Annotated in this window: 19 protein-coding genes and 2 tRNA genes; 8 read left to right on the plus strand and 13 right to left on the minus strand. The window is 66.4% G+C overall.

The window, feature by feature from the left end; translation table 11 throughout:
• The first annotated feature begins 135 nt into the window (after window positions 1–135).
• Both HWY37_RS12230 and dapB read left to right on the plus strand, forming a co-directional pair.
• Window positions 136–672: an outer membrane protein assembly factor BamE gene (locus tag HWY37_RS12230; protein ID WP_175205119.1), complete on the plus strand. Its 537-nt coding sequence runs from the start codon at window positions 136–138 to the stop codon at window positions 670–672.
• A gap of 16 nt (window positions 673–688) precedes the next feature.
• Window positions 689–1480 (plus strand): 4-hydroxy-tetrahydrodipicolinate reductase, encoded by a 792-nt coding sequence (gene dapB / locus HWY37_RS12235; protein ID WP_175205120.1) that lies wholly within the window; start codon window positions 689–691, stop codon window positions 1478–1480.
• A gap of 64 nt (window positions 1481–1544) precedes the next feature.
• Here dapB and murB read toward each other — a convergent pair whose 3' ends face one another.
• Window positions 1545–2591 carry a UDP-N-acetylmuramate dehydrogenase gene (gene murB / locus HWY37_RS12240; RefSeq protein ID WP_176088718.1) on the minus strand — a complete coding sequence of 349 codons (1047 nt, stop codon included), beginning with the start codon at window positions 2589–2591 and terminating at the stop codon, window positions 1545–1547.
• Window positions 2592–2820: 229 nt separating this feature from the next.
• Between murB and HWY37_RS12245 the strand changes: the two genes are divergently transcribed.
• The 3 genes from HWY37_RS12245 to HWY37_RS12255 all read left to right on the plus strand — a co-directional run bounded on the left by HWY37_RS12245 (window position 2821) and on the right by HWY37_RS12255 (window position 5921).
• A tRNA-Gly gene (locus tag HWY37_RS12245) sits at window positions 2821–2896 on the plus strand.
• A 344-nt stretch (window positions 2897–3240) separates the two neighbouring features.
• Window positions 3241–4857: a thiamine pyrophosphate-binding protein gene (locus tag HWY37_RS12250; RefSeq protein WP_246302266.1), complete on the plus strand. Its 1617-nt coding sequence runs from the start codon at window positions 3241–3243 to the stop codon at window positions 4855–4857.
• 62 nt (window positions 4858–4919) lie between these two features.
• Window positions 4920–5921 (plus strand): Bug family tripartite tricarboxylate transporter substrate binding protein, encoded by a 1002-nt coding sequence (locus HWY37_RS12255; RefSeq protein ID WP_175205123.1) that lies wholly within the window; start codon window positions 4920–4922, stop codon window positions 5919–5921.
• Here the strand turns inward: HWY37_RS12255 and HWY37_RS12260 are convergent.
• On the minus strand, window positions 5914–6870 hold the full coding sequence (locus tag HWY37_RS12260; protein WP_176088720.1) for a LysR family transcriptional regulator: 957 nt from the start codon (window positions 6868–6870) through the stop codon (window positions 5914–5916). The genes HWY37_RS12255 and HWY37_RS12260 overlap by 8 nt on opposite strands.
• Window positions 6871–6989: 119 nt before the next feature.
• On the opposite strand from HWY37_RS12260, the gene HWY37_RS12265 reads away from it, so the two are divergent.
• Complete coding sequence (locus HWY37_RS12265) at window positions 6990–8519, plus strand: CoA-acylating methylmalonate-semialdehyde dehydrogenase (RefSeq protein WP_176088721.1); 1530 nt, start codon at window positions 6990–6992, stop codon at window positions 8517–8519.
• A 49-nt stretch (window positions 8520–8568) separates the two neighbouring features.
• On the opposite strand, the gene HWY37_RS12270 is transcribed toward HWY37_RS12265, so the two are convergent.
• The 10 genes from HWY37_RS12270 to HWY37_RS12315 all read right to left on the minus strand — a co-directional run bounded on the left by HWY37_RS12270 (window position 8569) and on the right by HWY37_RS12315 (window position 17133).
• Window positions 8569–9399, minus strand: coding sequence for a sulfite exporter TauE/SafE family protein (locus HWY37_RS12270; RefSeq protein WP_338076255.1), 831 nt, complete (start codon window positions 9397–9399; stop codon window positions 8569–8571).
• A complete protein-coding gene (locus HWY37_RS12275; RefSeq protein ID WP_175205126.1) occupies window positions 9357–10358 on the minus strand; it encodes a Bug family tripartite tricarboxylate transporter substrate binding protein in 1002 nt (333 codons plus the stop codon). The genes HWY37_RS12270 and HWY37_RS12275 overlap by 43 nt, the downstream gene beginning before the upstream one ends.
• Window positions 10359–10533: 175 nt before the next feature.
• Window positions 10534–11421, minus strand: coding sequence for a LysR substrate-binding domain-containing protein (locus tag HWY37_RS12280; RefSeq protein WP_176088722.1), 888 nt, complete (start codon window positions 11419–11421; stop codon window positions 10534–10536).
• A 52-nt stretch (window positions 11422–11473) separates the two neighbouring features.
• Window positions 11474–12307 carry an amidohydrolase family protein gene (locus tag HWY37_RS12285; RefSeq protein WP_175205128.1) on the minus strand — a complete coding sequence of 278 codons (834 nt, stop codon included), beginning with the start codon at window positions 12305–12307 and terminating at the stop codon, window positions 11474–11476.
• A 49-nt stretch (window positions 12308–12356) separates the two neighbouring features.
• Complete coding sequence (locus HWY37_RS12290) at window positions 12357–13037, minus strand: fumarate hydratase C-terminal domain-containing protein (protein ID WP_175205129.1); 681 nt, start codon at window positions 13035–13037, stop codon at window positions 12357–12359.
• Window positions 13031–13966, minus strand: coding sequence for a fumarate hydratase (locus tag HWY37_RS12295; RefSeq protein ID WP_175205130.1), 936 nt, complete (start codon window positions 13964–13966; stop codon window positions 13031–13033). Before HWY37_RS12295 ends, HWY37_RS12290 begins: the two co-directional genes overlap by 7 nt.
• 13 nt (window positions 13967–13979) lie before the next feature.
• On the minus strand, window positions 13980–15719 hold the full coding sequence (locus tag HWY37_RS12300; RefSeq protein WP_176088723.1) for an L-aspartate oxidase: 1740 nt from the start codon (window positions 15717–15719) through the stop codon (window positions 13980–13982).
• Between the two features lies 1 nt (window position 15720).
• The gene (locus tag HWY37_RS12305) at window positions 15721–16065 is read right to left on the minus strand and encodes a succinate dehydrogenase/fumarate reductase transmembrane subunit (protein WP_175205132.1); all 345 of its coding nucleotides are present in this window, start codon (window positions 16063–16065) and stop codon (window positions 15721–15723) included.
• Window positions 16062–16397: a succinate dehydrogenase gene (locus tag HWY37_RS12310; protein ID WP_176088724.1), complete on the minus strand. Its 336-nt coding sequence runs from the start codon at window positions 16395–16397 to the stop codon at window positions 16062–16064. The genes HWY37_RS12305 and HWY37_RS12310 overlap by 4 nt, the downstream gene beginning before the upstream one ends.
• 1 nt (window position 16398) lies before the next feature.
• A complete protein-coding gene (locus HWY37_RS12315; protein WP_176088725.1) occupies window positions 16399–17133 on the minus strand; it encodes a succinate dehydrogenase/fumarate reductase iron-sulfur subunit in 735 nt (244 codons plus the stop codon).
• A gap of 333 nt (window positions 17134–17466) precedes the next feature.
• Between HWY37_RS12315 and HWY37_RS12320 the strand changes: the two genes are divergently transcribed.
• Both HWY37_RS12320 and HWY37_RS12325 read left to right on the plus strand, forming a co-directional pair.
• Window positions 17467–17542 (plus strand) — tRNA-Gly (locus HWY37_RS12320).
• A gap of 102 nt (window positions 17543–17644) precedes the next feature.
• Complete coding sequence (locus tag HWY37_RS12325) at window positions 17645–18259, plus strand: hypothetical protein (protein WP_175205135.1); 615 nt, start codon at window positions 17645–17647, stop codon at window positions 18257–18259.
• A 171-nt stretch (window positions 18260–18430) separates the two neighbouring features.
• On the opposite strand, the gene HWY37_RS12330 is transcribed toward HWY37_RS12325, so the two are convergent.
• The gene (locus HWY37_RS12330) at window positions 18431–21448 is read right to left on the minus strand and encodes an autotransporter family protein (protein ID WP_176088726.1); all 3018 of its coding nucleotides are present in this window, start codon (window positions 21446–21448) and stop codon (window positions 18431–18433) included.
• Window positions 21449–21726 lie beyond the last annotated feature (278 nt).

Raw genomic sequence — 21726 nt, forward strand, 5'->3', positions numbered from 1 at the left:
TCCGCGTTGGCATGGGCAGGATAGGTGCACCGCGAGCCGGCTCACCGAAATCATGCCGCCATGCGGAACTATCCTTATGAAACCTTTATGATAACGGTTTTGTCTGCTTCCAAATAATAGGGGCGCGTAGTGTCCATGATTGCACGAATTCCCTCCCGCTCACTGAAGACCGGCCTGGCTGTGGCCGCCCTGGCCGTCGCCCTGGCCGGGTGCTCGGGGGACAAGTGGGGCTTCCCCTACAAGGCCGGCGTCCAGCAAGGAAACTGGATCACCCAGGAGCAGGTCGCCCTGCTGCAACCCGGCATGACGCGCGAGCAGGTGCGTTTCGCCCTGGGCAGCCCGACGCTGACCAGCGTGCTGCACGCCAACCGCTGGGACTACCCCTACTACTACAAGCCCGGCTACGGCGAAGCCCAGGAACGCAAATTCACCGTCTGGTTCGAAAATGACCGGCTGACCCGCTGGGAAGGCGACAAGCAGCCCGACCTGCAGCCGTACCAGATCAATACGCCCAACGCGGCGGCCGACGAAAAGGCGGAAAAGCGCCTTAACGAAGACGAAGCCCGCCAGAAGGAAGAGGCAGACCAGCTCAAGCGCGACTCCGCCGCGCCGGTCAGCCCCATGAACCAGTACCCGGGCCAGCCGGGCAACTCGCCCGAGCCGCTCAGGTAACACCAAGGACCCTCTCATGCGTATTGCAATTGCTGGCGCCAGCGGCCGTATGGGCCAGATGCTGATCGAAGCCGTCCTGAACGCCTCCGGCCTGGAGCTCGCCGTCGCGCTGGACCGCAACGGTTCGACCGCGCTGGGTCAGGACGCCGGCGCCCCCCTGGGCAAGCAGACCGGCGTGGCCATCACCGACGATCTCGACGCCCTGGCCCAGGCCGACTGCCTGATCGACTTCACCCGCCCCGAGGGCACGCTCGAACACCTGCGGGCCTGCGTCAAGCATGGCGTGAACGCGGTCATCGGCACCACGGGCTTCGACGACAACGGCCGCGCCGCGATCGAAGTCGCCGCCCAGAAGATCGGTGTCGTCTTCGCGCCCAACATGAGCGTGGGCGTCAACGCCACCTTGAAGCTGCTGGACATGGCCGCGCGCATCCTGAATTCGGGCTATGACGTCGAAGTGTTCGAAGCGCACCACCGCAACAAGGTCGACGCGCCCTCGGGCACCGCGCTGAAAATGGGCGAGACCATCGCCTCCGCCTGGAACGTGGCCCTGCCTGACGTCGCCACCTGGAGCCGCCATGGCGACACCGGCGTGCGCAAGCCCGGCACCATCGGCTTCTCCGTGCTGCGCGGCGGCGACATCGTCGGCGACCATACCGTGTCCTTCTGCGGCACCGGCGAACGCATCGAGATCACGCACCGCTCGGCCAGCCGCGCCACCTACGCGGAAGGCGCGCTGCGCGCCGCCCGCTTCCTGGATGGCAAGCACAACGGCCTGTACGACATGCAATCCGTGCTGGGTCTCTGATACCCGCCGCGGCAAGAAAAAAGGACCCTGCGGGGTCCTTTTTTCATGCCTGGCCGAAACCGCTTCATACCACCACGGGTTCCGGTTCGAGCCGCACGCCGTAGCGCTCGGACACCGCCGCCTGGATGGCATGAGCCAGGCCCATGATGTCGGCCGCGGTGGCTCCGCCGCGATTCACCAGCACCAACGCCTGGCGGTCATGCACACCGGCCGCTCCCAGCGCGCGGCCCTTCCAGCCGCACTGGTCGATCAGCCAGCCGGCCGCCAGCTTGTAGCCGCCGTCGGGCTGGGCGTACGACACCAGCCCGGGAAACCGGCCTAGCAAGGCGTCGCGCACGCCGGCCGACACGATCGGATTCTTGAAGAAGCTGCCCGCATTGCCCGTCACCGCCGGATCCGGCAGCTTGGCGCGGCGAATCTCGCACACCGCGTCGAAAATGTCGCGCGCCGCCGGCTCGCCCGCCGCCAGGCGGGCATGACGCTGCAGATCGGGATAGCCCAGCACCGGCCGCCAGGGCCGCGGCAAGGCGAAACGCACGCTCACGATGATCCAGCGTCCGGGCTCGTCGTGCTTGAACACGCTGTCGCGATAGGAAAAACGGCACTCCGCCGCGCTCATTTCGACCAGGCGGCCGGCGCGCACGTCCCAGGCGCTCAGGCTGTGGAAGCGCTCCTGCAGCTCGACGCCGTAAGCGCCGATGTTCTGCACCGGGGCCGCGCCCACGGTGCCGGGAATCAGCGCCAGGTTCTCCAGCCCGTCCCAGCCCTGCCGGACGCAGGTTTCGACAAAGCCGTGCCAGGTCTCACCGCCCGCCGCCTCGACCAGCCAAGCATCGGGCCGGGCCTCCAGCAGGCGCACGCCCTTGAATGCGACCCGCGCCACCAGCCCCTCCACCTGCCGCGGCAGCACCAGATTGCTGCCGCCGCCCAGCACCAGCAGGGACGATGCCTGGCTGGCCAGCCGCGACAGCGACGGAAGTTGCGCCGGGTCGTCCAGCGTCACGAACGCGTCCGCCCGGGAAACCAGGCCCAGCGTATTCAGCCGGGTGAGATCCTGGCTGACCGGGTACAAGGCAGGAGGCGCGGGGATGTCGACGGAGAAATTTGACATGGATGCTGCGGATTGCTATAGTTTCTGTCTTCGCTCATATTACTTGATTGAGTGCTTTCCCTGAGCTTCGGGACTTGTTCGAAAACTGCTCGCAGTGAACAAAGCCAAGTAAGCACAGGCCAAGACAAGCTCAAAAAAATCATGTAGAATGCGCGCCTTCTGATCGATAACCAAGTTGATCAGAGTGAATAAGAAAACAGGTTCTGGCTGTTTCAAGTGCAGAACCCATGCGGGAGTAGCTCAGTTGGTAGAGCGCAACCTTGCCAAGGTTGAGGTCGCGAGTTCGAGACTCGTCTCCCGCTCCAAATTCTGATTTCCAGGTCTTTCCTGGAAATCCTTGAGAAAGGGCCTCCGGGCCCTTTTTTCATTTCCGCGCGCATCGCGCCGGTCTACGCGGGCACGGGATATCCGTCCGCTATCCACTCAACCCCCACTCAAACCCCGCCCGAACCCGGCCCCCGACCCCGCCTCTCCTCCCCGCCGCCACACCCCGCGATCCCTGCCGTCCGACGGCCTGCGCTTGGTTCAAAAAACATCAACCAACCCGCGGCGGATAGCCGATAGACTGCACACTCCCATAGCAGGTCAAGAAAGGCGCGCGGCACTGCCAGGCGCGGCCATAGCGGAGACAAAGGTGCTTGGATCTCAGTTGATTATCCGTACGCTGCATCGCCTGGGCGTCAAGACCATCTTCAGCCTGTCCGGCAACCAGATCATGCCGCTCTACGATGCCTGTATCGACGCGGGCATCCGCATCATCCACGTACGGCACGAGGCCGCCGCCGTCTTCATGGCGGACGCCTGGGCCCAGATCACCGGCGAACTTGGCGTGGCCATGCTCACGGCCGCGCCTGGCATCACCAATGGCCTGGCGCCGCTGTACTCGGCATCGCAGGCGGAAAGCCCGGTGCTGCTCATCTCGGGCGATTCCTCCGTCAGCGAAGACGGCTCGGGTGCATTCCAGGAGCTGGATCAGGTCGCCATCACCAGCCCCTTGACCAAGCTGTCGCTGCGTCCCCAGAGCACACAGGAACTCCATCCCGCGCTGCACCGCCTGGTCGCCGAGGCGCTTGCGCCGCGCCGCGGACCGGTGCATCTGGCCCTGCCCTTCGATCTGCTCACGGCCGAGACGGGCCTGGCCGATCTTCCCGAGGCCGACATGCGGCCTGCGGCCACGCAACCGGACGCACGCAGCCTGGAACAACTTGCCGCGCTGCTGCATGCGGCGCAGCGCCCCCTGGTGCTGAGCGGGCCGACCGGCGCGCGGCCGCACATGCGAGCAACGCGCGAGAACCTGGAAGAAGCCCTGGGCGTGCGCGTCATTCCCATGGAAAGCCCGCGCGGCCTGAAGGACCCGTCGCTCGGCTCCCTGTCCGCGCTGATTCCGCAGGCGGACCTCATCGTGCTGGCGGGCAAGAGCCTGGACTTCACGCTGGGATTCGGCGGCGCGGGCGCGCTGGGCAAGCATGCCCGGGTCGCGGTGATCGACCCCGACCCCGGCATGCTGGAACGCGCCAGCCGCCTCCTGGGCGAACGCCTCGTCCTGTCCTTGCAAGCCGACCCCTGCGCCGCGCTGTCCGCGATGCAGACGCCGGCGCCGCCCGCCGGACGCGCCGCCTGGCGCGCCCAGGTGGATGAAGCGCTGCGCAACCGCACCAGCCTGGGCGCCCCCGCTCCCGGCAACGGCGCCCTGGGCCCCCGCGCGCTGTGCGAGACGGTCCAGGCCTTCCTCGCCTCCGCGCACGAACCTGTCCTGGTCTGCGACGGCGGCGAATTCGGCCAATGGGCGCAGGCGTTCTGCCAGGCGCCGGCACGCATCATCAACGGCATGTCCGGCGCCATCGGCGCCGGCGTCTGCTACGCAATCGCAGCCAAGATCGCGCGGCCCGACGCCACGGTGCTGGTCCTCATGGGCGACGGCACGGCCGGCTTCCACCTGATGGAACTGGACACGGCGGTGCGCGAACAGGCCGCGATCATCGCCGTGATCGGCAATGACCTGCGCTGGAACGCCGAACACCTGATCCAGATGCGCACATACGGCCCGCAACGGCTGATCGGCTGCGAACTGTCGCCGACGGCGCGCTATCACGAGGTCGCTGCGGCGCTGGGCGGAGCTGGCTACGCCGCCCACGACGCCGACAGCCTGGGCACCGCCCTGGGCGCGGCGATGAACAGCGGGCTGCCCGCCTGCATCAATGTTTCCCTGGCGGGCGAGGCCGCCCCGGTTTTCAGCCCATCCACGCAGTCCGCGACCGGTCATTGACCTCGAGGCATCGAGCACAGCTGCAGTCCGGTTTCGTCCCTTAGCACGACAGGAGACTTCCCATGATCCGCCCTACCGGCCCGCGGCCGGGCGCGTTCGCGCGCGCCGCGCTTTGCCTGCTCGCCTCGCTCCCCGGCCTTGCATCCGCCCAGGCCTACCCCTCCAAACCGGTGCAGCTCATCGTCCCGTTCAGCGCGGGCGGCGACGCCGACATGGCGGCCCGCAACCTGGCGGCGGCCGCGCAAAGCCTGGTCGGCCAACCCCTGGTGGTGGTCAACAAGGCGGGCGCCAACGGCGCGATCGGCTCCGCCGCCGTGAAGGCTGCCGCGCCCGACGGCTACACACTGCTGGTGGGCCGGATCGGCTCCCAGGTCCTGCTGCCCGCCCTGCAGCCCAAGACCACGCCCTATACCTCCAAGGATTTCACCTACATCGGGTTGCTGGAGCTGAACCCGGTGGTCTGTGTCGTGCATCCGGACAGCCCATACAAGAGCATGAGCGACCTGACCCGGGCGCTGAAGGCGCAGCCCGGCAAGCTCAACTACAGCCACTCCGGCCCGGCAACGGTGCAGAACCTGGCGCCCCAGCTGTTGCTCAGCACCCAGGGACTGAAGGCGGACGCCGTGGTCAGCGTGCCCTACAAGGGCGGCAACGAGGTCGCGCTGGCAGTGCTCAGCAAGGACGTGGATTTCGCCTGCAACAACCTCAGCTCGATGACGGGCCTGCTCGCCAGCGGCAAGCTGCGCCCCCTGCTGACGACCACGCCCGAACGCCTGGCGCAGTTTCCCGACATCCCGACGGCGCGCGAACTGGGGCTGCCGCAGCTTGAAGCGGTCATAGGATGGAGCGGGCTCTTCGGCCCCGCGGGCATGGATCCGGCGGCCGTCGCCAAATGGGCCGAGGTGCTCAGGCAGATCTCGCAGGATCCGAAATGGATCGCCGGCAATGCCAACTTCGGCGGCATCCCCCACGTGCTGTCGCCCGCCGAGACGGAAAAGTACGTCAGCCAGGGCGCGGCGATCTATGCGGATCTGGTGGCCCGCGCCGGCTTGCAGGTCAACTAGCGTCCTTGCCGGGTCCGCCCAGCCCCGCGGAGGCCGGGATGGCCTGGCGCAGATAGCTGACGAACGAGGACACGGTCAGGGGCACGCGCGGCGTGTAAGGCCTGACCGCATACAGGCGTTCGGCATAGTCGCCGACGACGCGCCAGCCGGGCAGGACCTCGACCAGTTCCCCGCTGCGCAAGGCCTGGTTCGCGCTGAAGTCCGGCAGCAGCGCGATCCCCAGCCCTCCGGCGGCCACTTCCCGCAACACTTCGCTGTTGTTCGCGGTGAAGCTGCCGCGCACCGGCACCGCCACGCGCTTGTCCCCGGCGCGCGACTCGAATGACCAGGTGGCGCCGCCGCTGCGCCGCGGGTAATGCAGGCAGTTGTGGCCGGCAAGATCCATGGGGGTCTTGGGCGTGCCATTGGCCGACAGATACTCCGGAGCCGCCGCCAGCACGGAGCGCGTCTCGCAGATCACGGACGCCACGTGCGTGTCCGGCACGCCGGCCACGTGCCGGATCGCCAGGTCGAACCCCTCGGTGGCCAGGGACGCCAGATGATCGCTGAGATCCAGCTGGATCCGTACATCGGGAAATTCCTTCAGGAACCCGGGGATCAGCGGCGCGATGATCTGCCGTCCCAGGGCCACGGGCGCGGTCACGGACAGCACGCCGCGCGGCCCCTCGGACAGGTTCTGCACGGCGGAAAACCCCTCCTCGATGCGCAGAAAGGCCGCCGCGGTCTGGTCGACCAGGCTCTGCCCGGCCTCGGTCAGCCCCACGCTGCGGGTCGTGCGGCGCACCAGCGGCACGCCGGCCGCCTGCTCCAGCTCCACGATGCGCTGGCTCACCGAGGCCTTGCTGATCTGCAGGCGGCGGGCCGCCGCCGTGTAGCTGCCGGTATCGGCCAGCACGCCCAGGCAATGGATATGCGACCACAGGTCTTCCAAGCGCCTTGTTTTCGTCATGCCCTGCTCCATTGTTCGAAACATCAAACACTGATTCCAGCCCTCTGGTCTCGACGGCCGGACGGCAATGCGCGACAGTGCCAGCTCCCGAACACCATGCTTGAGCACAGGAGCAGACCATGAACGCAAGCCACGCCAGCGCCGGATCCCGCAATGCCGGACACTACATCGGCGGCCGCCCCGTCGACGGGACCGGCAGCCGCCAGCCCGTCTTCAATCCGGCCACCGGCGCCGTCGCGAAGCAGGTGGTCCTGGCCACGCCCGACGAGGTGAACCGCGCGGTGGCCAGCGCCCGCGCCGCGTTCCCGCAATGGGCGGATACCCCGCCGATCCGCCGCGCGCGCGTGCTGTTCAGGTTTCTTGAGCTGATGAACAAGCACCGCGACGAACTGGCCCACCTGATCACCGCCGAGCATGGCAAGGTTTTCTCCGACGCGCAAGGCGAAGTCACGCGTGGCATCGACATCGTCGAGTTTGCCTGCGGCGTGCCTCAGCTCCTGAAGGGCGCGCACACCGAACAGGTTTCCACCGGCATCGACAACTGGACGCTGCGCCAGCCTCTGGGCGTGGTAGCGGGCATCACGCCGTTCAATTTCCCGGTCATGGTGCCCATGTGGATGTTCCCCGTGGCGATCGCGGCGGGCAACACCTTCGTGCTCAAGCCCAGCCCCACCGACCCCAGCGCGTCGCTGCGCATCGCCGAACTGCTGAGCGAGGCCGGCCTGCCCGACGGCGTGTTCAACGTGGTCCAGGGCGACAAGGTGGCGGTGGACGCGCTGCTGGAGCATCCCGACGTGAAGGCGGTGAGCTTCGTCGGCTCCACCCCCATCGCCAACTACATCTATGAAACCGGCGCGCGCCACGGCAAGCGCGTGCAGGCCCTGGGCGGCGCCAAGAACCACATGGTGGTGATGCCGGATGCCGACATCGACCAGGCGGTGGACGCGCTGATCGGCGCCGGCTACGGCTCGGCAGGCGAACGTTGCATGGCGGTCAGCGTGGCGGTGCTGGTGGGCGACGTGGCCGACCGGCTGCTGCCCCGGCTGATCGAACGCACCAAGACCCTGAAGGTGCTGGACGGCGAGAACCCGGCCGCCGAAATGGGCCCCATCGTGACGCGCGCCGCGCACGAGCGCATCAGCGGCTACATCGCCCTGGGCGTGCAGGAAGGCGCGCAGCTGCTGGTGGACGGCCGCGGCTTCCAGGGCGCGCAGGCGGGCGACGGCTGCGGCGACGGCTTCTGGATGGGCGGCACCCTGTTCGACCACGTCACGCCGGACATGCGCATCTACAAGGAAGAGATTTTCGGCCCGGTGCTGGGCTGCGTACGCGTGAAGGACCTGAAGGAAGCGGTGGATCTCATCAACGCCCACGAATACGGCAACGGCGTGGCCTGCTTCACCCGAGACGGCAACGTCGCGCGCGAATTCGGCCGGCGCATCGAAGTCGGCATGGTGGGCATCAATGTGCCGATCCCGGTGCCCATGGCCTGGCACGGCTTCGGCGGCTGGAAGCGCAGCCTGTTCGGCGACATGCACGCCTATGGCGAGGAAGGCGTGCGCTTCTACACCCGCCAGAAGTCCATCATGCAGCGCTGGCCCGAGAGCATCGGCAAGGGCGCCGAATTCGCCATGCCGACGGCGAAGTAGGACCGCGCTGGCGGCACGCCGCCGGTCCCGGCCGGACTGGCGGCTTGCCTCACGATGGCGAGATCCATCCACGGTAGATCGCGCCGGCGCCGGCGATCGCCAACAGCAGGAAAATGAACCGCTTCAGCACGTCGGCGGATACGCGGGTGCGCAGGCGCGAACCCGCGTACAGGCCGATGAGGGCCACGGGCAGCAGCACGGCGGCGGCCGACAGAATTTCCGGCTGCGAGTAGAGGCCGGCGGCGCCGAAAGCCGCTGCCCGGATCACCCCGCTCAACAGGATGACCACCGAGATCGTGGCGCGGAACTGATCCAGCGCGTCCAGCCGCCGCGACAGATAGATGGTGTAGATCGGCCCGCCGGTCCCGAACAGCGCGCTGAAAATGCCGCCGAAGACGCCGAACGGCAGCGCCCAATGCGTCTTCAGCGGAGCCGCAGCCTTCGATGGCGCGCCCCTCAGTCCCTTGATGCACACCGCCAGCACGAAGCCGCCCAGCAGCATCAGGGGCCATCTGGCGCCGGCGTTGTGCAGCAGCGTGACGCCCAACCCTATCCCCAGCAGCAGCCAGGGAAACAGGCGCTTGAGTTCAACCAGCGATACCCGCCGCCAGTTGCTGCCGCCCACCAGCGCGGTGCAGGCCAGGTCGAACAGCACCACCAGCGGCACGGCGAACTGCAGCGGAATGAACTGGACCAGCACCGGCACGGCCACCATGGCCGCGCCGAATCCCGTCATCCCGAAGACGACATAGGCAACAAAGATGACGGGAGCGGCAATGAATAGGGATTCGGCGGACACCATGACCTCGATGGACAAGTAGGGATCGGGTCCGGCGTTCAGCTGGCGGTGATCTTCTTCTTTTCCACCAGCGCCTTCCACTTGGCAGACTCCCTGGCAATCTCATCCCTGAGTTGGGCGGGAGGCACGATGGCCGCGTACATGCCCTGCTCCGCCAGATAGCGTTTCATATTGGGCTGCTCGACCGCCATCCTGGCGTCGGCCAGCAGCCGGTCTATGGAGGCTTGCGCCGTGCCCGCGGGCGCCAGCAGCGCGAACCAGCCGGTGAACTCGAATCCCGGCACGCCGTCTTCCGCCGTGGTCGGCACATCGGGCAGCAGCGCCGAACGCTCCTTGCCCGTGACCGACAGCGCGCGCAAGCGTCCGCCCTTGAGCAAGGGGACGATGGCGTTGATGTTGCCCACGGCTACTTCGATCACGCCCGCCATGAGATCCGTGTAGGCCGGGCCTTCGCCCTTGTACGGCACGTGCATGAGTTCAATCCCGGCCGCATCGCTGAAGGCCTCGCCCGCCATATGCGTCTGGCTGCCGACGCCCGCGGACGAGAAGCTCAGCTTGCCGGGCCTGGCACGAGCGTACTCGATCAGTTCCCGCGTGTTCTTGACGGGCAGATTGGCGTTGACCGTGACCACCATGGGTCCGTTGGCCACCTTGCCGATCGGACTGAAGTCCTCCAGCGAGTACGGCAGCTTGCTGTAGATGAACTGATTGACCGTGAACATGCTGCCCGAGGCCAGCAGCAGCGTGTAGCCGTCCGCGGGAGCGCTGGCCACGGCCTGCGCGCCCACGCTGCCACCCGCGCCCGCGCGGTTCTCGACGATCACGCTCTGCTTCAGGCCCTTGCCCAGTTCGGCCGCCAGCGCGCGGCCCAGCAGGTCGGTGGCCCCGCCCGCCGAAAACGGCACGACCATCCGCACTACCCGGTCCGCCGGCCAATCTGCTCGCGCGGACCTGGCCAGGAACGGCGATAGCGCCAGGCCGTATCCGATCGCCTTAACGATGCGGCGGCGCGCCAGCCGTGATTGATTGTCGTCTTTCATGGTTCTGTCTCCTTCAGTTCGCGGGACGGCGAGGCCCGCCGCCCTTGGCAGGCGGACGATTCGCCAGGCAACAACTGTCCCTCGGGCCGATGGGCTCGATTTTTTTCCGGGACGTTGCGGTGTTTTTCTGCGGACTACTGGACTGCTGGACTACGGACTGCTGACTGAGGCCGGCCTAGCCGGCGGCTTCCTGCTGGCTGGCGCAGACTGACTTCAATGCGTCCAGCAACAACTGCGAAAGATGGGCGCGCGGGTTCTCCTTGGGAGCCAGGATGCCCAGGCGCCGGGTGACCGTCGGCGAGCCGAAAGGAATGACGCGGATGCCCGCTGGGAACTCGTTCCGGCCGCGCCTGGCGGGCACCACCGAGGCGCCCAGGCCGTTGGCCACCATGGCGATGACGCCTTCGAGGTTGTCGATCTCCATGGTCGAGCGCACGGTGATGCGCCTGCGCACCATCTCTTCCTGCACCAGATGTCCCACGCGGGCGGATCGGTTGAAGCGCACATAGGGCGTCTGCTCCAGGATCTCCTGGTCGCTGGCGCCTTTCACCGAACGGTGCGCGATGACGACCAGCTGTTCCTCCACGAAGGGCATGAAGTCCAGGCCCGAACGCGGCGCGTCGGGTTCCGTCACGATCGCCACGTCCAGCTGGCGGTGGTAGAGCGCGCGCTCCAGGTCATGCGTCAGCCCGGTGGTGACATGCACTTCCAGGCCGTGCCCCTGCTTCTGCAGATGGCGCAAGGCGAGCGGCAGCACCCCCGACACACAGGTATGGACGCTGCCGAGCTTGAGCAGGCCCGCCGAGGTCCCCTTCTTCAACGAGGCGCTCATGCTCTCCCAGTGCGCGATCAGGTCGCGCGCGCGATGCACCAGCGCCAGCCCCGTGTCCGTGAGTATCGGCGGACGCCGGCTGCGGTCGAAGATCGTGATGCCGAGCTCGTCCTCCAGCGCGCGGACCTGCATGCTCACCGCCGACAGCGACAGGCCAATGGTGTTGCCGGCCTCGGCGAAGCTGCCATGGTCCGCAATCGCGATCAGCGTGTAGAGGGTCCGGATGTCCATGCAAACAAGGTCCTGGTGGAGCACAGCGTTATGGAAAGAGCGGCATGGCGCGCTAGATGCCCAAGAGGCGCCGCGCGTTGCCGCCCATGACTTTCCTGAGATTATCTTCCCGGATCGGCAAGGTCTCGAACCATTCCTTGTACCCCTGCACCGGGCAGAACGGGAACGAGCTGGCGTAGAGCATCCGGTCCGAGAGAAAACCGTCGGCCGCCTTCACGTATTCCTCCCAGCCCGGCATGCGGGAAAAATACATGTCGGGGGACAGCCACAGGTTCGGCCGGCGGAAGGCCAGGTGCAGTATCTCATTGACCCAGGGCCATCCGCCGTGCGCCACCACCACGTTCAGGCCGGGAAAGTCCGCCAGGACGCGATCGGTCCGTATCGGGTCCGAATAGCTCAGGTCGGGGCCGGCCGTGCCGCCGACCATCATGATCACCGGCACGCCCAGGTCCTCGCAATGGCCATAGATCGGGTAAAGGCGGCGGTCGTCGGCATGCATGGGCACCGGGTAGGAGCCGGGCTCGATGTTGATCAATTTGAAGCCATCCCGGACCGCCTGGCTGATGGCCTGGAACGCCTTGCGGCGGTCGGTGGGATCGATGGAGGCCGCGCCGATGAAGCGGTCCGGGTGCTCGGCCACGATGCCGCGCACGTCCTCGTTGGACACGCTGCCCAGCACGCCGGCCAGGCGGCCCACGACCACGCCGCGCCCTATTCCCGCCGCATCCATCTCGTCGAGCAGCAGGCTCATGGATTGCTGCTGCGCCGCCGGGGAAGGCTCGAAGCCCACGGTCCGGGTAAAGCCGTCGCGGCGCTCTCCCGCTGAATACATCAGCGTGTTCAGGAAGCCGCCCACGGGTGGCCGAAGCCGGAAGTCGATGATCATCGAGGTCTCTCTGTCAGGAATCTGGTTGCCGGGGTCTGCCTTGCCGCGCCTACATCACTTCGTCCTTGCGGTCGTCCGTCTCGCCATAGCGGTGCAGCGCGGGCGGCTTGAGCCCCGCATAGAGCTTCTCGATGCCCGCATTGATGGTTTCGGCGTGCTGGGCGAAGAGCGAATTGCCCTCCAGGTCGCTCTCGACGATGAAGGGCCCGAAGTTCTCGACCTCGAACAGCCACATGGCCTGCGCGATGCCCAGCTCGTCCAGCCAATGCACCTCGCGCACCCGCTTGATGCCGCGGCCCAGCAGCGCGCCGGTGCCGTAGCCGACGGTCGTCAGGTAGATCGCGCCGCCCGGCGCCAGCACCTTCTTGTAGTCGTCGGCCGGCATGCCGCCCTTGCCGATCAGGATGCGGCAGCCGGTTTCCTCCAGCCAGCGCGGGATCCACTTGGAAAACCGGAACGAGGCCGTGGCGGTGACGGCGCCCACGTTGTAGCCGCCGCGCCCGTCCGGCGCCGCGGCCGGCGAGCAATGGAAGTTGACGTTGCTGAGGGACCGCAGGTCCACCGGCAGCGGCAGGCCCTCGTCCAGCACCTTCTTGTAGATGCCTTCGCGGGCCGTGTACACCACGCCATTGAGATAGACCGCCGATCCCAGTTCAAGCCTGGCGATGTCCTCGCGCCTGGCGGGCAGGTCCAGGTGAAAGACCTTGATGTCGTCGTCGTTGCTTACCATTCGACCGTCTCCCGGCGCATGTAGGGCGTGAACCATTGGGGATCGGTGCGGTACTCGATGGCCCCGTTGGCGTGGATCCGCGCGGTGGCCCGGCGCGAAGACAGGCAGAAGGTATGCAGGCTGATGGGCATGCCCCCCGTATGGGTGTAGCCGCACTCGATGTGGCAATCGACCACCATGCCGGAGCCCACGAACCCCATGGCGCCCATGCCGATGGAATTGCCCAGCCGCATCAGCTCAAGCTCCAGTTCCGCGACCTTGGAATCCGGATTCCTGTCGCCCACCGTGCGCAGGCAGGCGGCCTGCTTGCCCAGTTGCATGCAGGTGTCCTTGGAGCCGCCCAGCCCGATGCCGACGATGGCCGGCTGACAGGCCAGGCCGCGCTTGCCGAAGGCGATCAGCGTGTCCAGCACGAAGCGCTTGATGCCGTCTATGCCGTCGCCCGGGAACAACATGCGGTAGTCGGTGCCGAACAGGCCGCCCTTGTGCACGGTGGTGATTTCGATCCAGTCGGTGTCGGGCTCGAAAGACCATTCGATCTCGGGCGCATTGATGCCGACGTTGTTGTTGTGGTCGGTGCGCCATAGCGGATGCACGCGGTTGGGCCGCAGCGGAATGCTGACGGTGCCCTCGGCCGTGGCATGACGCAGCGCGCGCTCCACCGCGACGAAGCCGGCATCGACCGAGGCGTTGTTGCCGACCTTGACGTAGTAGCGCGGCAAGCCGGTGTCGGCGCACATGGGACGCCGGTCCTGGTCGGCGGCCTCCCAGTTGTCCATCATGGCGTGAATGACGAAACGCGGCAGCTTGCCGGTTTCCTTCTTCTGCAGTTCCTGGATGCCATGCTTGTAGTCCGCGGGGATCTCGATCGCCGCGCGGCGCATGATTTCCAGCGCCGCCTCTTCAACTTTCCGGACAGGGATGCTCATGGTGGGATGTGCCTCAGCTCTGGGGGTTGCCTGCCTCGCCCTCGATGAGCGATTGGCCGGGCCTGACGATGTCAAAGGAAACCGGAACCATCTCCAGCGCCACCTCGCCGTCCTGCGCGCTGACGCGCGTGTAGCAGCTGGCGTGCAGGTCTCCGGCCTCGGGGAAGTCTTCGCGGTAGTGCGCGCCGCGGCTGTTCTCGCGCGCCAGCGCAGAGAGCGTGATGACCTTGGAGATGTCGACCAGGCTTTCCAGGTTGAGCCAGTCGTGCCAGGTCAGGTTGTAGCGGCGGTCGCCGTCCGCCACGCCGATGTCGCGCAGCGCCGCGCGATGGCCGGCGACGGCGTCCAGGCCGTGCTCCATCGCCTCGCGCCGGCGCAGCACGCCGACGTCGTCCCACATGGTCTGCGACAGTGCGTCCCGCAGTTCGTGGATGCGTCCGGTGGGCCGAGAAAACGGGTATTCGGCGCGCTCGACGCCGCGCGCGATGACGCGCTGGTCGGGGTCGCGCCACAGGCCGGACTTGGCGACGTAGGCCGCCATCGCGTCGCCGGCGATGCCGCCGAACACGGTGGAGTTGGCCACGCCGTTGCCGCCCAGGCGGTTGGCGCCGTGCACGCCGCCGCAATCTTCGCCGGCCGCATAAAGGCCCGGCGAGGCCGTCGAGCCGTCCACGTTGAACTCGACGCCGCCCATCAGATAGTGCGCGGTCGGCACCACCTCCACCTTGCCGCCCGCCAGGTCGAAGCCGCAATCCTTGCAGCGGTTGACCATGCCGGGAAAGGTCTTGGCCACCTTCTCCGGACCCAGATGGCTCATCTGGATGTAGACCCCGCCCATCGGTCCGGTGCGCCCCGCGCGCATTTCGGCGTAGATGCCGCGGCTGACCACGTCGCGCGTGGCGCGTTCGCCGCGCTTGTCGTAGTTGGCCATGAAGCGCTCGCCAGCGCCGTTCAGCAGATAGCCGCCCGCGCCGCGCAACCCTTCCTCCAGCACCGTTCCGGTCATCCGGGTATCGGGCCCACCGAGCAGGCCGGTGGGATGGAACTGCACCATCTCCATGTCCCGCAACTTCAGGCCGTAGCGCAGCGCCATGGCCAGGCCGTCGCAGGTCTTGTCGCCGGAAGGCGTGTGATAGCGATACATCGTCGGCCCCGCCCCCGTGGCCAGCAGCACGGCCTTGGCCTGGATGAAGCGGTAGCCGCCGGTCCGCATGTCGATGAACAGGACCCCGGAGATGCCCGAGCCGTCGGCGGCGGGTATCAGTTCGATGGCGCGATGCTCTTCCAGTTCGTCGACGTCCAGCGCCCGGACCTGCTCCATCAACCTGTTAATGATCTCGATGCCGGTCAGGTCAGCCTTGTGCACCGTGCGGTCGAAACTCTGGCCAGCGAACGCCTTGGAATGCAGCGTGCCGTCGGGATTGCGGTCGAAGAAACAGCCGATCTCGTTTTCCAGCTCGCGCACCCGCTCGACCGCGCCTTCGACCAGCCGCCACGCCAGGTCCTGGCGCGGCAGCCACTTGCCGCCTTCGATGGTGTCCATGAAGTGGCGTTCCACCGAATCGCCCGCGGCCAGCGCGACGTTGTAGCCGCCCTGGACCATGCGAGTACAGCCGCATTTGCCCAGCAGGCCCTTCACGGTCACCGTCACCCGCAGGGACGGGTTGGCCTTCTTGGCATGCAGCGCCGCGAACAGGCCCGCCCCTCCGGTGCCCAGCACCAGGATGTCCGTCTTGTGATTCTCGATCCGCATCTCAGATCACTCCAGCGATGAAAACCAGGCCCGTGACCATCGAGAGCGCGAAGCCCCATCCGATCCAGGCCATGCGCGCGTTCCGCGGCGAGCTCCAGGGCAACAGCTCCAGCGCCAGCAGGCGCAGCCCGAAGAACATATGCAGGGTCAGCAGCAGCACCAGCCCCCATTCGCCGAACTTCATCGCCGGCATCTCGGCCAGCTTCAGGAAGCCGTCCAGGCGCGCTTCGTCCAGCGCCATGGCCAGCACGTAGAAGTGGGCAGGCAGGAACAGGGCCAGCGCCAGTCCCGACAGGCGGTGTCCCAGGAAGGCCCAGTACGCCTGGTGATTGCGAGCCGACTTCATGGCATCAGCCCTCCTATCGCGGCGACCGCGCGCACGCCCAGCACCAGCAGCGCCGCGCCGAACGCCAGGCCGACGACGGAGGCCGCGGGCCGGCCGATCCGCAGCCACTCGATCAGGATGTTGCGCACCCCGATGGGAACGTGGACCGACACGCTCAGCACGAACAGGCCGTAGAAAACGATCCAGAACCAGTTGCCCTGGGTGCGCGAGAGGATCTCGCCCGCCGTCAGGCCGCCGCGGACCGCATAGATGACCAGACCCACGTGCACCAGGACAAAGGGCGCCATCACCATCGCCGTCAGGCGCTGGAGCGCGAAGAGACGAGCTTCCATGTCAGCCCCCCTTGAGCAGGCTGAGAATGGCGCTGCGCTTCAGTCCGGCGATGCTGCCGGTGGGGCTGAGGCTGACCGGACAGTGCTTCATGCAGCTGCCCTGGGTGTGACAGGAATTGCAGCCGCTGCCCGAGGTGGCCTTGCGCAGCACGTCCTTGGGATCCGCGTGCCGCTCGTCGTTGAACAGCGTCCACGCCCGGTTCAGGGCGGCCGGGCCAAGATAGTCCTTGTCCCATGACACCACGTCGCAGGCCGCGTAGCACACGCCGCAGTTGATGCATTCAATGGCAGCGTCGGCCTGCTTGCGCTTCTTGCTCTGCGGCGACACCAGCGCCGGCGGATCGTTGCGCGTGGCCGTGCCGATGAAGGTGTTGCCGGCGCGCGCCCACTTCTGGAAGAACTCGCTCATGTCGACCACGAGGTCCTTGATGCGGGGCATGTTGCGCATCGGCTCGATCACGATCACCCCGTCTTCCTCGACGCGGCTCACGTGCGTCCGGCAGGTCCAGCGGGGCTTGCCGTTGACCGTCATCGCACAGGAGCCGCAGACGCCGACGCGGCATGCGTAGCGGTACGAGAGGCTGGGCTCCTGCGTGCGCTGGACTTCGGTCACCACATCCAGGACCGTCTGGTTTTCCCGCCAGGGAACCGAGTACGTGGAGTAGCTTCCGTCCTCGGTCCCCCGGGAAATGCGGACCGTGAGTTGTCTCTGATTCGTGGAGTTCTTGGTATCCATTTTCCGCCCTCGGGCGACACGTCGCGCCCCTGAACAGAATTCTGAATCTTGCGTAATAGTGAAGCAATATAGATTTAGTTGATATTTTTTGAAGATAATTTTCGCGCTTTCATAGCGCCGGATTGGAGATCCAGCGCATGCCGCGCCGCCGCATGTTCAATCAATGGCGATCACTGGGGTGACGAAGCAGCATCAGCCCGCCGGATCGGAGGCACGCATCGCGGCATTCCGCGGGCCGCGTGCATCTTTTGGAAAATTGGGTATACTTCCGCCTCGCTTGCCTGGAACCGCCCACGATCGCCAAGATCGCGGATGGCTCGAAGCAACGAAAATGCGGGAGTAGCTCAGTTGGTAGAGCGCAACCTTGCCAAGGTTGAGGTCGCGAGTTCGAGACTCGTCTCCCGCTCCAAATTTTGATTTCCAGGCCTTTCCTGGAAATCCTTGAGAAAGGGCCTTCGGGCCCTTTTTTCATTGCGGTTTGTGCCGCTTGGAAAATAAAGGGACACGGGCAATGGATACCGCATTGATCCTGCTGGTGCTTGTCGCGGCATGGCAGGTGCTGCGCGTGCGCTACCAGCGCGCCCGCATTGCGTTGCTGGGGCGTCATCTGGGCGGCTTGCAGCTTGAGCGCCACATGGAAACACTGACGCAAGGCTACACCCGCGCCATCCGCGAAGACGCTGAAACACGCCAGTTGCAGGTGCTGGAAACCTTCGCCCAGACCGAACGCGCCGTGGCGGCACAAGTGCGGTCTCTGGCCGACGCCATGCAGAAGGAAAGCCCACAGGCTACCCGCGTGAGCACGCTCTCGTTCTGCGTGCCATTCATCGAGCGCTTTCTTCCTGCAATGACACGGGATTTTCGTGAACTGCTGCACATCCATGCATCCGGCTTGCGCCATGTCGTGGACAACGAGAGCCACTGGGACGCAAGAGAGCGCGCGTACCACCTCTCGGCAGAGTTGTATCTGCTGCAGCACAGTTGCCATTGGTTCTGCAAATCCCGCGCCGTGGCCGATGCGCGGCTGATGCTGCGGCATCAGGTCGATCACCGGAAAGTCCTGGATTCAGTGTCTGCCGTTACCCGCTCGGCTTATCTGCGATGGCAAGGGGCCGATAAGCACTAGGACCCATTGCGTCTCGTCCGCTCTGGCTCCGCTCAACGCGCACTCTTGGGCAAGTCCAAAAAAAGGGGCGAATCTTTCGATTCGCCCCTTTTTCATTTGACCTAAATTACAGCCCATACAGGCACAACGGGCGCCGCAATCGCGATGCCTGTTGCGCCTTGCTGCGCCCGATCAGAAGCGCACGGCCAGCCTGAGCAGGCCCGACTGCTGGCGGTTGCCGCCGCCGAACTGCGCGTCGTAGGAAATGCCGGCCGTCGTGTTGCGCGTGATGGCCATTTCGGCGCCCAGGCCGAGCACCGCCGCGTCGCGCGCGATCGGCACGCCCGTCACCGAGAACGTGCTGCCGCCGTCGAAAGCCAGTTCCTGCCTCGGCTTCACATCGCCCATGGCATGGCGCCAGCCCAGCGTTGCGGTCAGACGGCCCGGCGCCTGATCCGAACCGAACTGCCAGCCGCCGCGCAGACCCAGCGTGGTGCTGGTCACATCGTCGGTGCTGCTCGACCCGCGCAGGGCTGCCGTGCCGCCCGACTCCTGGAAGCCGCGCGTGCGCAGCTGGTTCCAGGCCAGGCCGGCAAAGGGTTCGACGGTATAGGCATCGCCCAGCGGCAGCTTGTAGCCGAGTTCGGTGAACAATTGCGTCGACGAGGCGTTATAGGACGACTTGAGACGCTGGTTCAGGCTTCCGGCCACGACGTCGCGCTTGGTGTCGATGTCGTGCCAGGTGTAGGCCGCGCCCGCCATGAAGCGGATGTTGCCGGGACCGGCCTGGAAGCTGCGCCCGCCGAACATCGTCGCCGTATAGCTGTCGACGCTGGAGCGCGACGAGGTATCGGAGATCGAGTTGTGGGTGCCGGTGTAGCCCACCGCGCCGCCCAGGCGCCAGCCGCCGCCCACGGCGCCGTCGCCGCCAACGAACAGGCCGCCGGACGATTGGCTCACGCTGGACGCGTTGCTATCACCGCCAAAGGTGCTCCAGTTGCCAAAGACCTGCGCCCAGACAGGCGATGCGCCGCTTTGCGGCATGCCGTCGGACGAAGCCGCGCCCAGCTGGGCCGTGGGGCGTCCGGCGCGCATCGGCGCGTCGAGGTTGCCGCGCAAATGGTCCAGCGACATCGAACGCACGGTGTCAGCCTGGCTCAACAACACGCTGGAGGTGCTGGCATACGCTTCGCCGGACAACTGCTTCAAGGCGGAGCGCGCTTCGCCCGGCGTCATGGTGAGGACGGCCGTCGCCACCTGGCTGGCGGCGGTGTTCTTGTCCGCGCCAATGCCGCTGCCGACCAGCGAGGATCCGCCGCCGGTCGTGGTCGAACCGCTGCCGGTCGTGCCGGAGCCGTTGCCGGTCGTGCCCGAACCGCTGCCGGTCGTGCCCGAACCGCTGCCGGTCGTGCCCGAACCGCTGCCGGTCGTGCCCGAACCGCTGCCGGTCGTGCCCGAACCGCTGCCGGTCGTGCCCGTGCCGCTGCCGGTCGTGCCCGAACCGCTGCCGGTCGTGCCCGAACCGCTGCCGGTCGTGCCCGAACCGTTGCCCGTCGTGCCGGAGCCGCTGCCGGTCGTGCCCGAACCGCCGCCGGTCGTGGGCGGCGTTTCCTTATCGAGCGCGCCGCCGACGCTGCTCTCGTTGCCCGAACCGCCGATACTGCCGATCGGCACGTCATTGCGCGCCAGCGTCATGAACGCGTTCTTCGCGTCGTAGCTCAGCGTGGGCGTCAGGAACGCGTACGCGCTGGAGGCGCCCGTGAACTTGCCCTGGATGCCGCCGTCCGCCGTCAGGATGGTGTAGGTCGTGCGCGGCGCGTAGTTGCCGTCGGGACCCACATGCGCCACGGAGCCGTCCAGGTAGGCAATGCCGGTGACATGGATGCGGTCGCTCGCGCTGCTGGCCGGATCGGCGTGCACGCGATAGATGGTGTCCTGGCCGAAGGTCAGGTTGCCGTTCACGGTCAGCGTGCCGATGGGCGAGCCATCGTTGCCGGGAGAGATCACGGCCGTGGGATAGAGGGTGGTCGTGCCGACCTGGCCGACGCCCGCCAGCACCACTTCGCGGCCGATGTCCATCGGACCGTTCAATTTGCCGTCGATTTCCAATGCGCCGTCGGCGATCAGGATGGGGCCGGTCAGGCCGCTGCTGTCGCCGGTCAGAATCACCGAGCCGGGGCCGGTCTTGACGAAGCCCTGCGTGCCTTGCAGCGAATTGTGAATGGTGTCGACGAACTGGCCGGAGGCATAGGTGCCGTCGCCGACCACAATGGCCGGCGGGTTGCCGCCGCTGCCCACCAGGGTGATGGGCGCGCCTTGCACTTGATAGCGGTCGGTGGCGAACTGGATGCCCGACACGCGCACGGGACCCGCGCTGCCGTCGACGCTCACCGTGCCGGCCGCGCCGGTGAAGATGGCATAACCGCCGTCCGGCAGAGCGCCCGTGGCATTGCTGGGGCTATTCCAGTTGCCGCTGGTCGCGGTCCAGGTGCCGCTGCCGCCGCCGGCGCGGGTGGCGGACGCCGCGCCGTTGCCGTTCCACAGATTGGTCGTGCTCGGGCCCAGGATGAGGTTGATCTGCTTGTCGCCGGTCAGCGACTGGATGGTCGCGGGCGGCGTGGAGTCGCCGGTGACCGAACCCAGCGTCAGGCCGTTGCCGCTCAGGGTGCCGCCGTAGGACAGGATGCGGTAGTAGCCGGCGTTCACGCCCAAGGTGTTAACCGAGACATTCAGCGTCGTGTTGTTGATGGCGGCATTGCCGCGCACGGTAAGGTTGTCGCCGGTGCCGGGTTGCGTGATGGGCAGCCCCGCATAGCCTGTCTCGAAGTCGAACACCGCGTTGTTCATCGACAGGTTGCCGTTGACCACGATGTTGCCATTGGAAACCCCAGTCGGCGTGCCCACGGAATAGCCGGGCGCGACGCGCGCGCCGGAAACATTGAGATCGCCATTGATCGAGCCGAAGCCCGCGACGATGCCGTTCGATGTCGCGTTGACGTTGCCGCCGAGCGTGACGCCCGCTCCGCCGCCATTGCCGCCGACCACCAGCGTGCCGCCGCTGACATCCACCCCGCCGGGGAAGTTGGCCGAACCGTCAAATACCCGCGTATTGCCAGGCGCAACGGTCAGGTCCGCGGCCTTGACGCCTACGCAGTATGACGCGCTCAGTGCGAGCGTCGCCGTTAGCCATTTCTTCGTGCCGTATATCAACGTGGATTCTCCATATTTCGGTTAATAATCTTATTTGCAGCCATTACCAGATTGCTGCGAAAGTATTAATACGTAACGCAGCAGGCCTACATAATTTGAATAGGCCTTCTCAAAAAAGGACGCAATTTATACCGATTTTTTTGCAATACGGAGAATTAACCGGCAAATACCCTTCAGATTATTGAAACAGTAAGTACGGATACCATCTTGATAATCCAATAATCAATAACGGATACCAACCGGATTATTAATTCAATAATATGGATACCATCCAATAA

It is taken from the genome of Achromobacter anxifer (genome assembly GCF_903652925.1).
In the GTDB taxonomy this organism is placed as follows: domain Bacteria; phylum Pseudomonadota; class Gammaproteobacteria; order Burkholderiales; family Burkholderiaceae_B; genus Achromobacter; species Achromobacter anxifer.

Excerpts from the sequence above, each read along its gene's own strand:
- HWY37_RS12230 (WP_175205119.1), top strand. The coding sequence starts at position 136 with ATGATTGCACGAATTCCCTCCCGCTCACTGAAGACCGGCCTGGCTGTG.
- dapB (WP_175205120.1), top strand. The coding sequence starts at position 689 with ATGCGTATTGCAATTGCTGGCGCCAGCGGCCGTATGGGCCAGATGCTG.
- murB (WP_176088718.1), bottom strand. The coding sequence starts at position 2,591 with ATGTCAAATTTCTCCGTCGACATCCCCGCGCCTCCTGCCTTGTACCCG.
- HWY37_RS12255 (WP_175205123.1), top strand. The coding sequence starts at position 4,920 with ATGATCCGCCCTACCGGCCCGCGGCCGGGCGCGTTCGCGCGCGCCGCG.
- HWY37_RS12260 (WP_176088720.1), bottom strand. The coding sequence starts at position 6,870 with ATGACGAAAACAAGGCGCTTGGAAGACCTGTGGTCGCATATCCATTGC.
- HWY37_RS12265 (WP_176088721.1), top strand. The coding sequence starts at position 6,990 with ATGAACGCAAGCCACGCCAGCGCCGGATCCCGCAATGCCGGACACTAC.
- HWY37_RS12275 (WP_175205126.1), bottom strand. The coding sequence starts at position 10,358 with ATGAAAGACGACAATCAATCACGGCTGGCGCGCCGCCGCATCGTTAAG.
- HWY37_RS12280 (WP_176088722.1), bottom strand. The coding sequence starts at position 11,421 with ATGGACATCCGGACCCTCTACACGCTGATCGCGATTGCGGACCATGGC.
- HWY37_RS12285 (WP_175205128.1), bottom strand. The coding sequence starts at position 12,307 with ATGATCATCGACTTCCGGCTTCGGCCACCCGTGGGCGGCTTCCTGAAC.
- HWY37_RS12290 (WP_175205129.1), bottom strand. The coding sequence starts at position 13,037 with ATGGTAAGCAACGACGACGACATCAAGGTCTTTCACCTGGACCTGCCC.
- HWY37_RS12295 (WP_175205130.1), bottom strand. The coding sequence starts at position 13,966 with ATGAGCATCCCTGTCCGGAAAGTTGAAGAGGCGGCGCTGGAAATCATG.
- HWY37_RS12300 (WP_176088723.1), bottom strand. The coding sequence starts at position 15,719 with ATGCGGATCGAGAATCACAAGACGGACATCCTGGTGCTGGGCACCGGA.
- HWY37_RS12305 (WP_175205132.1), bottom strand. The coding sequence starts at position 16,065 with ATGAAGTCGGCTCGCAATCACCAGGCGTACTGGGCCTTCCTGGGACAC.
- HWY37_RS12310 (WP_176088724.1), bottom strand. The coding sequence starts at position 16,397 with ATGGAAGCTCGTCTCTTCGCGCTCCAGCGCCTGACGGCGATGGTGATG.
- HWY37_RS12315 (WP_176088725.1), bottom strand. The coding sequence starts at position 17,133 with ATGGATACCAAGAACTCCACGAATCAGAGACAACTCACGGTCCGCATT.
- HWY37_RS12325 (WP_175205135.1), top strand. The coding sequence starts at position 17,645 with ATGGATACCGCATTGATCCTGCTGGTGCTTGTCGCGGCATGGCAGGTG.